The organism is Terribacillus jepli (genome assembly GCF_047228925.1).
Lineage (GTDB): Bacteria > Bacillota > Bacilli > Bacillales > Amphibacillaceae > Terribacillus.
In genome coordinates, this window is sequence record NZ_JBFEGH010000009.1 from 92,998 (window position 1) to 108,213 (window position 15,216).

17 protein-coding genes are annotated in these 15,216 nt (G+C 45.7%); 13 read left to right on the plus strand and 4 right to left on the minus strand.

Annotated features, from left to right (window positions below; all coding sequences use genetic code 11):
- Nucleotides 1-10 precede the first annotated feature (10 nt).
- Nucleotides 11-934 carry a type I pantothenate kinase gene (gene coaA / locus AB1K91_RS11560; protein ID WP_413089988.1) on the minus strand — a complete coding sequence of 308 codons (924 nt, stop codon included), beginning with the start codon at nucleotides 932-934 and terminating at the stop codon, nucleotides 11-13.
- 189 nt (nucleotides 935-1,123) lie between these two features.
- On the opposite strand from coaA, the gene treP reads away from it, so the two are divergent.
- The 3 genes from treP to treR are packed head-to-tail and all read left to right on the plus strand — an operon-like array spanning nucleotide 1,124 to nucleotide 4,972.
- On the plus strand, nucleotides 1,124-2,554 hold the full coding sequence (treP, locus tag AB1K91_RS11565) for a PTS system trehalose-specific EIIBC component (RefSeq protein ID WP_413089989.1): 1,431 nt from the start codon (nucleotides 1,124-1,126) through the stop codon (nucleotides 2,552-2,554).
- 18 nt (nucleotides 2,555-2,572) lie between these two features.
- A complete protein-coding gene (treC, locus tag AB1K91_RS11570) occupies nucleotides 2,573-4,246 on the plus strand; it encodes an alpha,alpha-phosphotrehalase (protein WP_413089990.1) in 1,674 nt (557 codons plus the stop codon).
- A gap of 12 nt (nucleotides 4,247-4,258) precedes the next feature.
- Nucleotides 4,259-4,972 (plus strand): trehalose operon repressor, encoded by a 714-nt coding sequence (treR, locus tag AB1K91_RS11575; RefSeq protein WP_413089991.1) that lies wholly within the window; start codon nucleotides 4,259-4,261, stop codon nucleotides 4,970-4,972.
- A 173-nt stretch (nucleotides 4,973-5,145) separates the two neighbouring features.
- Here treR and AB1K91_RS11580 read toward each other — a convergent pair whose 3' ends face one another.
- A complete protein-coding gene (locus tag AB1K91_RS11580) occupies nucleotides 5,146-5,637 on the minus strand; it encodes a GNAT family N-acetyltransferase (RefSeq protein ID WP_413089992.1) in 492 nt (163 codons plus the stop codon).
- 118 nt (nucleotides 5,638-5,755) lie between these two features.
- Here AB1K91_RS11580 and AB1K91_RS11585 point away from each other — a divergent pair, with 118 nt between their 5' ends.
- The 4 genes from AB1K91_RS11585 to AB1K91_RS11600 all read left to right on the plus strand — a co-directional run bounded on the left by AB1K91_RS11585 (nucleotide 5,756) and on the right by AB1K91_RS11600 (nucleotide 8,279).
- Nucleotides 5,756-5,989, plus strand: a complete 234-nt coding sequence (locus tag AB1K91_RS11585; protein WP_413089993.1) for a hypothetical protein — start codon at nucleotides 5,756-5,758, stop codon at nucleotides 5,987-5,989.
- A gap of 115 nt (nucleotides 5,990-6,104) precedes the next feature.
- Nucleotides 6,105-6,509, plus strand: coding sequence for a MarR family winged helix-turn-helix transcriptional regulator (locus AB1K91_RS11590; RefSeq protein WP_413089994.1), 405 nt, complete (start codon nucleotides 6,105-6,107; stop codon nucleotides 6,507-6,509).
- A gap of 18 nt (nucleotides 6,510-6,527) precedes the next feature.
- Complete coding sequence (locus tag AB1K91_RS11595) at nucleotides 6,528-7,766, plus strand: MFS transporter (RefSeq protein ID WP_413089995.1); 1,239 nt, start codon at nucleotides 6,528-6,530, stop codon at nucleotides 7,764-7,766.
- A 321-nt stretch (nucleotides 7,767-8,087) separates the two neighbouring features.
- Entirely contained in the window at nucleotides 8,088-8,279 is a 192-nt protein-coding gene (locus AB1K91_RS11600; protein ID WP_413089996.1) for a hypothetical protein, read from the plus strand.
- Nucleotides 8,280-8,334: 55 nt separating this feature from the next.
- Here AB1K91_RS11600 and AB1K91_RS11605 read toward each other — a convergent pair whose 3' ends face one another.
- Nucleotides 8,335-8,757, minus strand: coding sequence for a pyridoxamine 5'-phosphate oxidase family protein (locus tag AB1K91_RS11605; RefSeq protein ID WP_413089997.1), 423 nt, complete (start codon nucleotides 8,755-8,757; stop codon nucleotides 8,335-8,337).
- A 118-nt stretch (nucleotides 8,758-8,875) separates the two neighbouring features.
- On the opposite strand from AB1K91_RS11605, the gene AB1K91_RS11610 reads away from it, so the two are divergent.
- Together AB1K91_RS11610 and AB1K91_RS11615 are read left to right on the plus strand one after the other, a co-directional pair.
- Nucleotides 8,876-9,733 carry a dimethylarginine dimethylaminohydrolase family protein gene (locus AB1K91_RS11610; RefSeq protein WP_413089998.1) on the plus strand — a complete coding sequence of 286 codons (858 nt, stop codon included), beginning with the start codon at nucleotides 8,876-8,878 and terminating at the stop codon, nucleotides 9,731-9,733.
- Nucleotides 9,734-9,830: 97 nt separating this feature from the next.
- Nucleotides 9,831-10,997 (plus strand): iron-containing alcohol dehydrogenase, encoded by a 1,167-nt coding sequence (locus AB1K91_RS11615; RefSeq protein ID WP_413089999.1) that lies wholly within the window; start codon nucleotides 9,831-9,833, stop codon nucleotides 10,995-10,997.
- A gap of 41 nt (nucleotides 10,998-11,038) precedes the next feature.
- Here the strand turns inward: AB1K91_RS11615 and AB1K91_RS11620 are convergent, their stop codons facing one another.
- On the minus strand, nucleotides 11,039-11,941 hold the full coding sequence (locus AB1K91_RS11620; RefSeq protein ID WP_413090000.1) for an SDR family oxidoreductase: 903 nt from the start codon (nucleotides 11,939-11,941) through the stop codon (nucleotides 11,039-11,041).
- A gap of 155 nt (nucleotides 11,942-12,096) precedes the next feature.
- Between AB1K91_RS11620 and AB1K91_RS11625 the strand changes: the two genes are divergently transcribed.
- From AB1K91_RS11625 to AB1K91_RS11640, 4 genes are all read left to right on the plus strand, one after another.
- Nucleotides 12,097-13,206: a glycerol dehydrogenase gene (locus tag AB1K91_RS11625; protein WP_413090001.1), complete on the plus strand. Its 1,110-nt coding sequence runs from the start codon at nucleotides 12,097-12,099 to the stop codon at nucleotides 13,204-13,206.
- A gap of 123 nt (nucleotides 13,207-13,329) precedes the next feature.
- The gene (locus AB1K91_RS11630) at nucleotides 13,330-14,115 is read left to right on the plus strand and encodes a hypothetical protein (protein ID WP_413090002.1); all 786 of its coding nucleotides are present in this window, start codon (nucleotides 13,330-13,332) and stop codon (nucleotides 14,113-14,115) included.
- 3 nt (nucleotides 14,116-14,118) lie between these two features.
- Nucleotides 14,119-14,496 (plus strand): GntR family transcriptional regulator, encoded by a 378-nt coding sequence (locus AB1K91_RS11635; protein WP_413090003.1) that lies wholly within the window; start codon nucleotides 14,119-14,121, stop codon nucleotides 14,494-14,496.
- On the plus strand, nucleotides 14,489-15,178 hold the full coding sequence (locus tag AB1K91_RS11640) for an ABC transporter ATP-binding protein (RefSeq protein ID WP_413090004.1): 690 nt from the start codon (nucleotides 14,489-14,491) through the stop codon (nucleotides 15,176-15,178). The genes AB1K91_RS11635 and AB1K91_RS11640 overlap by 8 nt, the downstream gene beginning before the upstream one ends.
- Nucleotides 15,179-15,216 lie beyond the last annotated feature (38 nt).

A 15,216-nucleotide genomic window follows, 5' to 3' on the forward strand; every position in this document is an offset into this window, starting at 1 on the left:
CCCTTTCGCTTCAGAGTTTACGTAAATATACGTCTTCGACTTCATGATTGTTTCCCTTGCGGAGGATGAGATCGGAACGGCCCTTGGTGGGCAGTATGTTCTCATGCAAATTCTTTGCATTGATCTCCTCCCATATCGTATCGGCTGATTTTAATGCTTCTTCAAGTGAAACTTCTGCATAGTGGCGGAAATAGGATTTTGGATCCTGAAACGCTGTTGCACGCAGCATTAGGAAGCGTTCCTTATACCATTTTTCGATGTTAGGTTCTTCGGCATCGATATATATGGAGAAATCGAAGAAGTCACTGACGAAGAATTGATATTCTTTCTTCACCTGCAGCACATTCACTCCTTCAACAATCAGGATATCCGGATCAGATACCAGCTCTGCCTGCTCTGGCAGGACATCATAAGTAAGATGGGAGTATTGCGGCCCCATGATATTCGTAGTGCCTGCCTTCACCTGTCCCATAAAATCGATCAATGCTTTGATATCATAGCTTTCCGGGAAACCTTTCCGTTTCATCAGCTGCTTTTCCTGCAGTACAGCATTCGGATAAAGAAAGCCGTCAGTCGTTACAAGTTCGGTTTTCTTATGAGGCAGAACCCGGGAAAGCAGCAATTGGAGCAATCGCGCGATTGTACTCTTGCCGACTGCTACACTTCCGGCAATACCAATTATGAAAGGTACTTTTTTCTCACTTGTGCCAAGGAAAGCACCTGCTTTAGCATGAAGCGTTTCTGCCGCTTCAAGATAAAAGGAAATCAGTTTCGTGAGCGGCATATACGCGGTTTCCACCTCGGATAAGGAAATACGAGTATTGATGCCACGAATTTCTTCCAGCTCTGTTTGCGTCAGGGGCGGTGTTTCAGTTTCCGAAAGAGCAGCCCACGCTTCCCGGGAAAAATGATAGTAAGGTTTGTATGTATGCATGATTACCCTCAACTTTTGTCTGCGAATTTGAGAATTAGTGCCAAGTAAAAACGTTTACAAATACTTTTCCATTTTACTACGACAAAATTTAATAATCCAGAGTGGAATCTTGGGGTATAGATGAGTAGTAATCGTTTGCGTAACTTGTATATACAAGTTATGATGGATATGTATTCGCTTACATTTTGAATGGAAGATGAGGTGGCCGAAGTGGATCTAAAGCAGCAGGCAGAAGAAATACTGGCAGCTCTTGGCGGTAAGGAGAACGTCCAGGCTGCGACACATTGTGTCACGCGACTGCGGTTGGCGTTGGTGGATGAAAGAAAAGTGGACAAAGAAGCATTGCAGAATATCGATGTTGTTAAAGGTTCTTTTTCAGCGAATAACCAGTATCAGGTTGTCATCGGACAAGGCACAGTCGATAAAGTATATAAGGAATTCATTCAAGTTGCTGATATCGGGGAATCCAGTAAGGAGGAAGTTAAAGAGACTGTAAGCGGTAAAGGAAATCCGCTGCAGCGGGCGTTAAAGACACTCGGTGATATTTTCATCCCGATTTTGCCAGCCATCGTCACAGCAGGACTGTTACTGGGAATTCATAACATACTGAATAATGAAGGCATCTTCTTTGATGGCGCATCGATCATACAGGTTTATCCACAGTGGGCCGGTATTGCCGATATGATTTATGTAATCGCTAACACGGCGTTTGCCTTCCTGCCAGCACTGATCGGCTGGTCAGCCGTCAAGAAGTTCGGCGGCAGCCCGCTGCTTGGTATGGTGCTCGGGTTGGCTCTGATTCATCCATCCCTATTGAATCCGACTGATTACGCCAGCGCTGCCTTGGAAGGGAATGCACCGGTGTGGAATCTGTTCGGAATGGAAATCCAGCGTGTCGGGTATCAAGGACAAGTGCTGCCAGTATTATTTGCGGCTTGGGTTTTGGCAAAGATAGAAATATTCCTGCGCCGGAAAGTGGCTGACAGTTTCCAGCTCCTCTTGGTAGCTCCTGTGGCGCTCTTACTTACTGGTATAGTGAGTTTCGTCGTGATCGGGCCGATCATGTTCACCGTCGGAAATGCCATTACTGATGGATTCGTTGCTGTCTTTGATACAGTCGCTCCGCTGGGTGGTTTGCTGTATGGGGCATTATACGGGGCTTTGGTCGTTACCGGACTGCACCATACGTTCCTCGCGCTCGATTTACAGCTGATTGCCAATACAGGTGCCACTTTCCTATGGCCGATATTGGCTTTGTCCAATATATCTCAAGGATCAGCCACACTTGGTGTAATGCTGGCAACCAAGGATGAAAAGCTGCGCGGATTGTCGCTGACGTCCTGGATCAGCGCTTGGCTCGGTGTCACGGAACCAGCTGTTTTCGGGGTCAATTTGCGTTTTCGCTATCCTTTCTTCCTTGCTCTTGGAGCGTCGGCCATCGCTGGAATGGTCATTGCCTGGAGGGGTGTAGAAGCAAGCTCAGTGGGAATCGGCGGCGTACCAGGTATCTTCTCGATCCTTCCCGGCAGTTGGGGAGCATTTGCTATCGGAATGGTGATTGTCATCGTTATACCATTCGTAACGACATATTTAGTGGCTAAAAAGAAAAGGAATGTGTAAACGGGAGGGAAAATGATAATGCAAGAAGCCTGGTGGAAAAGAAGTACGGTTTATCAAATTTATCCGAAAAGCTTCCATGATACGAAAGGCACAGGCATGGGAGATATACAAGGAATCATCGAGAAGCTTGATTATCTGAAGGAGCTTGGTGTGGATATGGTGTGGCTGACGCCTATCTATCAATCACCTCAAAAAGATAATGGGTATGATATCAGTGACTATTATAGGGTAGAGCCAGCTTATGGCACGATGGAGGATTTAGAGCGATTAATCGGTGAATTGCATGAACGTGATATGAAACTGATGATGGATATAGTCATCAACCATACGTCAACCGATCATGAATGGTTCCGCCGGGCTAGTTCTTCAATCGATAATCCATACCGTGACTATTATATCTGGCGTGATTCCCAAGATGGATCTGAGCCGAATAACTGGGTGTCCAAGTTCGGTGGCAGCGCCTGGTCATTGGAGGAACATACGAATCAGTATTACTTGCACTTATTCGACAAAACCCAAGCCGATCTTAACTGGGAAAACGAATTGGTACGGGAAGATTTATTTAAAATGATGAATTTCTGGGCTGAAAAGGGTCTGGATGGGTTCCGGCTGGATGTCATCAATCTCGTATCGAAAGTCCAGGGCTTTCCTGATGACCAAGATGCCCCGGATGGTCAATATGGAAAGGAGTATTACACAGATGGACCCCGGATCCATGAATTTATGCATGAGATGAATCAAGCGGTATTTGCTCCGCATGACTTGGTGACAGTCGGCGAGATGTCATCCACGAGTTTGGCCGCTTGCCAGCAGTATACGAAACCAGATGCCGAGGAACTGGATATGACATTCAACTTTCATCATCTGAAAGTGGATTATGAAAACGGGAAGAAATGGACGGATGGCAGACTTGAATTTATCAAACTGAAACAAATCCTGTCAGATTGGCAAGTTGGTATGCAGGAAGTGGGCGGCTGGAATGCCCTTTTCTGGTGCAACCACGATCAGCCTCGCATTGTGAGCAGATTCGGGAATGAAGGTCCTTATTGGAAAGAGTCAGCAAAGATGCTGGCCACTGTTTTGCACATGATGCAGGGAACGCCTTATATCTATCAGGGAGAAGAGATAGGGATGACAGATCCGAAATTCTCCAAGCTGGAAGATTATAAGGATGTTGAAACGCATAATGCTTATATGGCTTTAAGAGAAACGGGAATGGCAGAAGAGGAAGTGATGCGAATCATCCAGCTCCGCTCCAGGGATAATTCGAGGACCCCGATGCAATGGAATGACTCAGAAAATGCCGGATTCACAAACGGCAAGCCATGGATTAAAGTAGCATCGAATTATCAAGACATCAATGTGGAAAAAGCACTCCGGGATAAGAATTCCATCTACTATCATTATCAAAAGCTGATTCGCTTACGGAAGGAGTATGCTATCATTACTCATGGAGATTATGAACCGTTATGTATGGATGATGAGCGCATCTTCTGTTATGAGCGAAGGTGGAATGGTGAAAAATTGCTTGTCGTAGTGAATTTCTTCGGAGAGGAAGCGGAATTTTCCCATCCGAACAAACAAACGGCAAAAGCTGAAATCCTGCTTTCCAATTATCAAGACAGTCCGTCGGAATACAGACAGATTAAGCTTCGCCCATACGAAGCGGTCATTTACCACAGCAAAGCGTAAAGGCCTGATGGGATGGAGAAGAAATTTCAAGCAATCTATGATGTATTGGCTAAAGAAATTCAGACAGAGAAAATCAGGGCGGGACAATTACTGCCTTCTGAAAATGAGTTGACGGAGAGATTTGCGACATCTCGGGAAACGGTTCGTAAAGCTTTGCAGCTATTATCCCAAAATGGATATATCCAGAAGCTGCAAGGAAAAGGCTCTGTTGTGCTTGAACAGGACAAGCTGCCTTTGCCTGTCAGTGGTTTGACGAGCTTTAAAGAGCTGGCACGTTCGATGTCCCAAAAAGTGGAAACAAGTGTCATCGAACTCTCAAGCAAGGAAGCGCATGGATTTAACCGGCAGGTGCTGCAATGCGAGGAAGGCACTCCGTTGTGGGAGTTGCAGCGATTGCGCAAGCTTGATGGGGAAGCGGTCATTTATGATAAGGACCTGCTATTGAAGAAGCTTGCCCCGGGTCTTACGAAAGAAATTGCCGCTGATACGATTTATGGTTATCTGGAACAGGAACTGGGCTTGTCAATCAGTTATGCGAGGAAGGAAGTTGTCGTCGAAGAAGCAGATGCAAAAGATAAAGAGATATTGGATATGGGAAGTTATCAACAGCTGGTAGTCGTTCGCAGTGCTGTTTATCTGGAGGATACAACTTTATTCCAGTATACGGAGTCGAAACACCGCCCCGACAAGTTCCGCTTTGTCGATTTTGCTCGAAGGACGAAATGAGAAATACATAAAATGTGCATAGTTCAGAGGCTATGCACATTTTTTTGTGAGTAAAGAGAAGTTTGTACACAGAAAGATTCTGTTTGTTCACATAATTTGTGTGTAACATCAGTTATACACAGAAAAATTTGACGAATGATGGTGTGATGCATTTATCCACAAGTGGATAGCTGTTATGGACGAATCCGCTTGCCTAAAATTACTAAATCGCGCTCCATGCCATCCAGTTCGGCCACTTTCGGCATATTGGCCCAACGCTCAAATCCAAAGCACTCAAAAAGCTTGATGCTCGGTACGTTATGTCCGAAAACAAAACCTAAAACGGTCTTGAAATCCAATGTTTCGGACTGATCAAGAACGAACTGCAGCATATTTCTTCCCAGTCCTTTGCCTCGGGCATCCTCATGAAGATAGATACTGACTTCCACAGTCTTATGATAAGCAGCCCGGCCATAAAACGGCTCCAGGCTGATCCAGCCCAATATATTCCCATCTTCCTCCACGACCCAAAGCGGTCTCAAGTCAGTATGACGCTGGAACCATTCCAATCTGCTTTCGACTGTTATCTCTTCCAGATCCGCTGTGACCATCCTGCCGGCAATCGTTGAATTATAAATGGAAACAATTGCGGGAAGATCATGAATTTCTGCGATACGGTATTGCATGTCCATTTCCCCCAGTGTTTTTGGCTTATTATACTAAACGATCGGATGGAAGAATAGTCTCATTCAGTTTGGGGTACAAGAAAAATAAGTGAAAAGGCAGATGAGAGGATGTGGATAGATGTATTCAGTAACATTCGGTAAAATACTCCAATTCACTGCTATCGGCTTAGTGATCGGATTTATCATCGGTGTGGTCGCTATGCTCGGTTTTGATTTAGACTTCATGGCAATGATCGTAAGTGTGCTGCTCAGTATCATTGGGGTGTTTGCAGCAGGTATGTATGCCGAACTGTACCATATTAGACAAGCTGTGAATGAACAGACGGAAAAGACAATGAAAAGAAGAGGATAAAGAGGAGTTTCAGCTGCTGATGATGGCGGTTGAAACTTTTTTGATGAAATTTATTTCACATGTATGAAATAATAATGTATACTAATACTAGTAGAAAGCAATTGGGGGTTTGTCTGTGGAAAGCAGAGATATGGTAGATTTTATCGAATTAGTGCGCAATGTCAATAAAGCGTTGCGGAAGGAATGGGATTTTCAGATTTCCGGGCCGCAGCTCGTGTTGCTGAGGCTTTTGAAAAATAATGGTCCGATGCGCATGTCTGATTTAGCCGAAGAAGTAGGTATCAGCTACAGCGGGGCGACGAATTTAGGGAACCGCATGATCAAGGAAGGTTACCTAGAGCGCATCCATTCAGAGAAAGACCGTCGGGTGGTCATGCTTACAATTACCCAAAAAGGGTCTGATTTCTATGAGAGCTTCTCAGGTGCCAGAGATAAAGCGTTTGGTTCTTTTTTGGATAAATTGACGGAAGAAGAAAAGAATGAGTTCATAAGGCTGAGCCGTAAGATGCTCGCTGAATAAAAGAAAGGAGATGAGTGTATGTCGGACATTCGTAATGAAACGATACCCGATGGACACGAAATCGAACAAGCGGAAAAAGAATTACAAGAAGACGCACATAGCATAAAACGTATTTTTGAGCAACCGAAAGCGGCATGGGCGGTTGCTTTTGCATGTGTGGTAGCATTCATGGGGATCGGGCTGGTCGACCCGATCCTGCCTTCCATCGCAGCCCAAATGGATGCGACACCAAGTCAGGTTGAATTATTATTTACGAGCTATTTGCTCGTTACCGGGATCATGATGCTGATCACAGGCTGGTTATCGAGCCGGATCGGTCCGAAAATGACGTTGCTGACTGGATTGGTCATCATCATCTTGTTCTCGACCCTAGGGGGACTTGCGGGCAGTGTGGATGAATTGGTCGGACTTCGTGCCGGCTGGGGACTAGGCAATGCATTATTCATCTCCACTGCACTTGCTGTGATCGTCAGCGTGGCCAGCGGCGGTTCGGCAGTTGCCATCATGCTCTATGAAGCGGCTCTTGGTTTAGGGATGTCAGTTGGACCGCTTTTGGGTGGCCTGCTGGGATCTATTCACTGGCGTGCACCTTTCTTCGGGGTGGCTGTGCTGATGCTGATTGGATTGCTGGCGGTATGGATGTTGCTGACCGATGTACCGAAACCGGCAAAGAAAATTTCACTTTCGGCACCATTTCAGGCGCTTCGGCATCCAGGACTCCTGACGATTGGTTTGACAGCTTTATTCTATAACTTCGGGTTCTTTACTTTACTGACTTATTCACCATTTGTTTTGAACCTTGGTGAATTCGGTATTGGGTTCGTATTCTTTGTCTGGGGTATTATGCTGGCGATTGGTTCAATCTTCATCGCTCCGTCTTTTGAAGCAAAACTGGGCACGAAGAAGTCGCTTAGTCTGATAATGGTCGGTATCATCATTACGTTGGCTTTGATGGGCATCGGCGCACATTGGCCGGTATTCCTGATTGTCATGATAGCATTGATGGGGTTATTACTTGGTATCAACAATACTGTCATGACAACAGCTGTTATGGAAGTATCGCCAGTTGAGCGTTCCACTGCATCAGCTGCATATAGTTTCCTTCGCTTCACGGGTGGTTCGATATCACCGTGGCTTGCAGGGAAAGTGTCGGAGCATATTTCAATCGGGGCTCCATATTATGTCGCTGCAGCGGCAGTGCTTGTCGGATTGCTGTTATTCACAGCCAGAAGAAACGCAATGGATCGATTGAATTAGAGGAAAAGCCATGATCATTTGATCATGGCTTTTTGTATGTGGATAAATGAAATGCTATTTAGGATAATCTAATTTTGCGGGATTCCATGTATATTATCACTCGATTTTCGATGTATCTGCTGAAAGGGCAGAGGAAGTCATTGCTATTTATCAAAACCGAATCGAAACTGGTGGGTCAAGCTCTTGGTTTTCGCCGATTTCAGCTGGCGAAGACGGAAAAGCGGACATCGAAGTCGGGGACTTCCAAACAGTCTCGAAGCAGGAATCGAGGCATTGCTTGCAGAAAATAAAAAAGATCGAAACAACCGAGGGTGATACGTGATGACAAAAGCATGGCAGCGTTGCTTGCGGGAGATGAGCAGCAGGTCATTACGGAGGAAAAAGGTCGAGTATAGTGTACTAGGAAATCATCACACAGGCGTGAAATCGGGGAAAAATGGCTATGGCTCCATCGCAAGTCAGGGAATTCAAATCGAAAGGGACACTGCGGAAAGCTGCGATGGCCCGTTTTAACAGGCTTTTTTCCCAATTTATAAAAAGCAGAACCGAAAGTAGTTCTGCTTTTTCCTTATAGATCGACGGTATATACGTCGCTTTTACTCACGTTCTTCAAGTAGATTTTGTCGGGATTGATCTCCAATACGACATAATCCGGGTCATCGGGTCCGTCCAGCCATGCACTGAAGCTGTCTTTCCAAAGCTGTTGTTTCAGTTCGGGAGACTCACTTACTTTGGCATCGGCCTCGATTTCCACGTAATCGTCACCGACGCCATCACCATTATATCCGAGCAAGATATGAACATTGTGATTGCTCTCGATATCGTCCACTTTGTGTGAGCTGCCGCTAGTTGCGCAATATAAGGTATATCCTTCGTTGAAGAAAGCCATATATCGAGTGTAAGGCTTGCCGCCTTGAACGGTGGCAAGTGTGCCGATTTTTTGATTTTCGAGAATTTGTTCAACGTGTTTTCTGACTTCTGATTGTTCCATCGTGCTCTCCTCCTTCTGATTTCTACAGGTAGTATCCCTTTTTTGGTAGCTTATTAAACCCGAAAACAGGGAATGATATGGAGAGTGTTGTCCAAAAGCCAACAATGGAGGGAAGCATATGACTAAGATGCAGGAAGAGAAAAAACCTCAAATCAAGTGCCAGACGGAATTTGGCCAGCTTAAGTATGTTGTCGTCTGTCCGCCAACATTTATGGAAATACGGAAAGTGATCAATGAAACACAAAAGCACTATTTGAATCATAATATCGATCAGCATACAGCCATGAAGCAGCACACTGACTTTGTAAATGCACTAAGGGACCATGGGGTGGATGTCATGTCATTACCGGCACAGGAACCATTCAATGAGCAAGTCTATACCCGGGATATCGGTTTTTGTATAGGAGATACGTTATTTGCGTCGAATATGGAAGATGACATACGCAAAGGGGAAACCAAAGTATTGCGTGAATGGCTTGAGGAACAGGAACTTACATACAAGGATATCACGGAGGGTACGATTGAAGGTGGGGATGTTGTAATTGATCATCAACGAGTATGGGTCGGTCTGAGTAAACGGACAGACAAGAATGCTGTACAGCAATTACAGCAGCTGCTGCCGGAATATGAAGTGATTCCAGTGAAGATTCGTGAGGATATCCTGCATTTGGACTGCGTTTTCAATCTGGTCCGGGATGATTTGGCAATCCTTTATCCAGGTGCTTTTGTGCAGGAAGATCTGGATAGGTTCCGCAAGCTATACAAGACGATCGAGATTTCTGAAGAAGAACAATTCTATATGGGTACCAATATCCTTTCGTTTGCACCAAATAAGCTGGTTAGCCTGCCTTCCAATAAGCGCGTGAATGAAGCGCTGCGTAAAGAAGGTGTGACGGTAGTCGAAGTGACCTTCTCGGAAATCATCAAATCAGGCGGCTCATTCCGCTGCTGTTCTCTGCCGTTGCAGCGTCAATGATTGAATGAAATGGATTATTATAAGTTTCGATAGGCTGAGCGGATTGCTTTACTTCTATCCCGGGCCTTAAGCATAATAAAATGTGGAGGCGATTAGATTGGATAATTTTACGTTTTATAACCCGACGAAATTGATTTTCGGTAAAGATCAATTAGATAAATTGAGAGAAGAAATTCCTGCTTATGGCAAGAAAGTATTGCTTGTATATGGCGGCGGCAGCATCAAACGCAGCGGCTTGTACGATAAAGTATGGAAAGAACTGAAAGAGATCGGCGCAGAAGTATTCGAGCTTTCTGGTGTGGAGCCGAATCCTCGTGTCTCTACTGCACGCAAAGGTGTGGAAATCTGTAAAACAGAAGGAATCGATGTCCTGCTCGCTGTTGGTGGCGGTAGTGTGATTGACTGTACAAAGGCGATTGCAGCGGGTGCGAAATATGATGGTGATGTATGGGATATCGTGACGAAGAAAGCCTTCGCAGAAGATGCTCTGCCATTCGGGACAGTGCTGACCCTTGCGGCGACAGGTTCCGAAATGAACTCTGGTTCCGTTATCACGAACTGGGAAACAAATGAGAAATATGGCTGGGGAAGCCCACATACATTCCCGAAATTCTCTATCCTGGATCCCCAGAATACGTTCACGGTACCGCGTGATCAAACAATCTATGGCATCGTTGACATGATGTCCCACACATTGGAGCATTACTTCCATACAACAACAAACACGGAATTACAGGATCGATTCTGTGAATCCTTGTTGCGCACTGTGATGGAAATAGGACCGAAGCTTCTTGAGGATCTGGAGAATTACGACAATCGCGCTGCTATCCTTTACAGTGGAACGATGGCATTGAATGGCGTGCTGAATATGGGCTATCGTGGCGACTGGGCGACACATAACTTGGAGCATGCTGTTTCTGCTGTCCATGACATTCCGCATGGCGGCGGTCTGGCGATCATCTTCCCTAATTGGATGAAGCATGTACTTGATGAGGAGACTGCACCTCGTTTCAAGCAGCTTGCAGTCCGTGTCTTTGGTATTGATCCGACAGGCAAAACGGATAAAGAAGCTGCGCTGGAAGGAATCGATGCATTACGAGCATTCTGGAACAGCATCGATGCTCCGGCTACGCTTCGTGACTACGACATTTCCGAGGACAGCTTGGAATTGATGGCTGAAAAAGCTTACGCGAACGGTGAATTCGGCGGGTATCGCAAACTGAATAAAGAAGATTCACTTGAGATCTACAAAGCATCTTATTGATACCAAAAGCCTGCGCATATGAATTGCGCAGGCTTTTTCTTTTAGGAACTTACCATTGTACCGCCGTTTACGTGAATGATTTGTCCGGTTACGTAGGAGGAGTCTTCACTAGCCAGGTATACATAGGCCGGAGCCAGTTCATATGGCTGGCCAGCACGTTTCATTGGTACATCCTGACCGAAAGTGGCAACATCTTCAGCAGAGAAACTGGAAGGGATGAGTGGCGTCCAGATCGGTCCTGGTGCCACACCATTCACTCGTATCCCTTTTGTTGCAAGGTTCTGTGATAGAGCTCTAGTGAAGCCGACGATCGCTCCTTTCGTGCATACATAATCAATCAAATCAGGCTTCCCCTCATAAGCGGTCACTGACGTTGTATTCACAATGGTGCTTCCCCTTTTCAAATGAGGGAGTGCAGCCTTGGTCAAATAGAAGAAAGCAAAGATATTTGTATGGAATGTTGCATCCCATTGCGCAGTGGAGATATCCGTCAAAGAATCTTGAGGGAATTGGACCCCGTGATTGTTCACTAGGATATCCAGTTTCCCGTAAGTCTGGATGGTATGCTCGATGACAGCCCGGCAATGCGCTTCGCTGCGCAGGTCGCCTACAATCAATGTACAGCGCTGGCCAAGCTGCTCGATTCTGTTCTTTGTACGGCTGGCGTCTTCGTTTTCGTACTCATAATAGTAGGGGATGACAACATCTGCACCTTCTTTTGCAAAAGCAATGGCTGCTGCTGCACCGATGCCGCTGTCACCTCCAGTGATGATAGCTACCTTTCCGGTAAGTTTTCCTGCTCCTTTATACGCGTCTGTCTCAATGATCGGCCTCGGTTGCATCAGCCCCTCTATCCCAGGCTGCTGGTCTTGGTGCTGGGGTGGGAAATAGAAGTTCGTGCCGGGCTGGGCCGGCCGGTATTTGTTATTGGAATGCTGCGTCAATTCTAGCCCTCCTCTACATTCATGGCTCCAGATGAAATATATGCACAAAGCGCCATTAATTTGCCAAGAAAGAGGAATTTTACGTTAGCAAACAGAACAAAGAGGGAAGAGGATTTGGAGTGTGATTATTCAAAAGTTGGAGAGGGGTCTTATTCATGGAAAAAGTATTTATCAGTCCAAGCCGCTATGTTCAAGGAAAGGACGTGCTCCAGAAAGCTGGCGAGCATGTGAAAAAAATCGGAGATAGTGCGCTAGCACTTGCTGATGATTTTGTGTGGGACTTGGCAGGTAATACAGTGCTTGAGAATTTGGAGCAAAACGGTATCCAGACGAAAAGAATCGTATTCGGCGGAGAAGCTTCGACGGAAGAGATCAAAAGAATTGCGGGTGAAGGCAAGGAAAGTAATGTTGTCATCGGTATCGGAGGCGGGAAAACACTGGATACAGCCAAAGCAGTCGCGGACGAGCTGCAGGTCGGGGTTGTCATCATGCCGACGACAGCATCGACTGATGCACCGACGAGCGGCTTGAGCGTTATTTACTCTGAGGAAGGAACATTCGAGAGCTACAAGTTTTATGACAAGAATCCGGACCTTGTCCTAGTCGATACAAAAATCATCTCCCAAGCACCTCCGCGTTTTTTAGCTTCCGGAATTGCGGATGCAATGGCCACTTGGGTGGAAGCACGTGCCTCCATTGAAGGACGGGGCACTAACATGGCTGGCGGTCTGGCGACGATTGCCGGCCAAGCGATTGCGGAGAAAGCGGAAGAGGTATTGTTTGAGTATGGTTTGCTTGCATATGAAGCAAATAAGCGTCAGATCGTCACGCCTGCATTGGAAGCTGTAGTCGAAGCCAATACACTGCTCAGCGGACTCGGCTTTGAAAGCGGCGGACTTGGAGCGGCACATGCCATCCACAATGGTTTCACCGCCCTGCATGGCGAAATCCACAACCTTACCCACGGGGAAAAGGTTGCATTCGGTACACTGACACAGCTGGCCTTGGAGGATCGCACATTGGATGAAATCAACACATACATTGATTTCTATCTCGCTCTGGGACTCCCGGTTACGCTGGAAGATATCAAACTGAAAGATGTCTCGGATGAAGACTTGCTCAAGGTTGCCGAACTAGCAGTACAAGAAGGGGAATCCATTCACAATCTGCCTGGTACGATCACAGCAGACCAGGTCGTGGATGCTATCAAAGCAGCCGATCAATACGCGAAAGCCTACAAGGAATCCATCGGATACGAAGGCTGAAACGAAAAGAAAAAGCTGGAACAGGAAAAAATGTTCCAGCTTTTTTTCTTTGCCTATTGACGTGTATTTATGTATTAGTGTACTATTTGATTAATACAGTGATACATCAGGAGGGTTTATTTCATGAAAGCTTGGCTAGCGTTAGTAAAGAAGGAATTCCGTGTGGGATTGCCGATCTTGCTATTGGCAGTTGTACTATTCCTTGTCGGCTTAGTTATAGTCGCCGCTACTACCTATAGATTTGGACATGTGTGGGATGCTGTCGGTATCATCGGTTTAGTCTGGGGCAGTGGACACTTCTTTTTCCTGGCTATTTACATGCTTTATAGTCTCGGAGTAGAAAGGAAAAAATTGCATCTCTGGCTCCATAATCCGATGCACGCTTCAGGTCTTCTCGCAGCAAAACTGGTGACAGGAACGGTTTACATGATAATTTCTTTGCTCATCGTAAGTATTGCGGCATATTTAGGTGGTTTGCACTTTGTCGAGTTTTCAAATGACACATGGTTTAAGATCGGTATAATTGCATTCCTGCACGTAGTTTCCTTTTCAATAGACTTTTCTGTTTACGTCATTCTTGCATACGTTGTTTTTCTACTATTGGAAAGATACATGCCATCATTTCTAAGTGGAACAGTTGTCTTCATAGGCTGGTGGGTGTTTGCCTATCTTTCATACGGACTTATAGTCGATACCAAATTCTACACTGCGATTACAGAATGGGGAAGAATCGATTTAGGCTTTATCGCAAATTCTCTTCAATTCGATATTAGTGTCAAAGAAGCCATAGTCAATTTTCAAGGTGAGAACACTTTCATCTATGCTGGTAATTATGTTATTGAATTGATTACTATTCTCATCATCTTTTTCATTGCATCTTGGTTATTAGACAAAAAAGTAGAGGTGTAGAGTATGACCGATACATTTCAATCTTCCCAGCCGATTTATCTGCAGCTGGCAGATCGGCTGAATAGACAGATTGTCAGCGGCGAATTGAAGCCTGGGGATAAACTGCCTTCTGTACGGGAAATGGCAGTTTCATCGAAAGTAAATCCGAATACGGTACAGCGGACGTACCGCGAACTGGAGGCATCGGGAATCGTGGAATCACGCAGAGGGCAAGGAACATTCGTGACGGAAAATGAAGATATTCTTCTTTCGATACGTGAGAAGCTGAAACAAGAACAAATCGAGAATTTCATTCAAGTCATGCACGACATGGGTTATCAAAATGAGGAAATAACCGAAGGGCTCCAAACTTATTTGGAAGGAGGCGCGCGTCATGATTGAATTCAAAGATGTGACAAAGCGTTATATGACGAAGACGGCACTGAGAGACGTGAATTTGAAGCTCGATAAAGGCAAAATCATCGGTCTTGTCGGATTGAATGGAGCGGGTAAATCAACGACGATGAAGCTCATTGCTGGTCTGATCAGCCCGACCAAAGGGTCTGTGGAACTGGACGGAAAGAAAGTGACACGCCGGATGGCTTCGAAAGTGAGTTATCTGTCGGAGCTTGATGAGTATTATTCTTTCTACACCGTTCAGCAGACGATCGATTTCTTTGCGACGCAATTCCCCGATTTCAATAAAGAAAAAGCCGAAGAAATCCGAGCTTATATGAACCTGGATGCCAATACAAAAGTGAAGCATTTGTCCAAGGGGAATCGAGGCAGGTTGAAAATCATCCTGACGCTGTCAAGGGAAGTACCAGTCCTGCTGATGGATGAGCCGCTATCCGGCCTGGATCCGCTTGTCCGGGATTCCATTGTGAAAGGCCTGATCACATTCGTGGACACGGAGAAGCAGCTTGTTCTCCTTTCCACGCATCAGATCATGGAAGTGGAGATGATCCTCGATGAGGTGATCGCTATCAAAGATGGTGTATTGGTGGATCACCGGAATGTGGAAGAACTTCGCTATGATGAGCAGAAGGGCATATTGGAATGGATGAGCTCGATCTATGAGTAAAGAAGCATTGCAACTCTTATTACAAGCAAAGGAGCGAA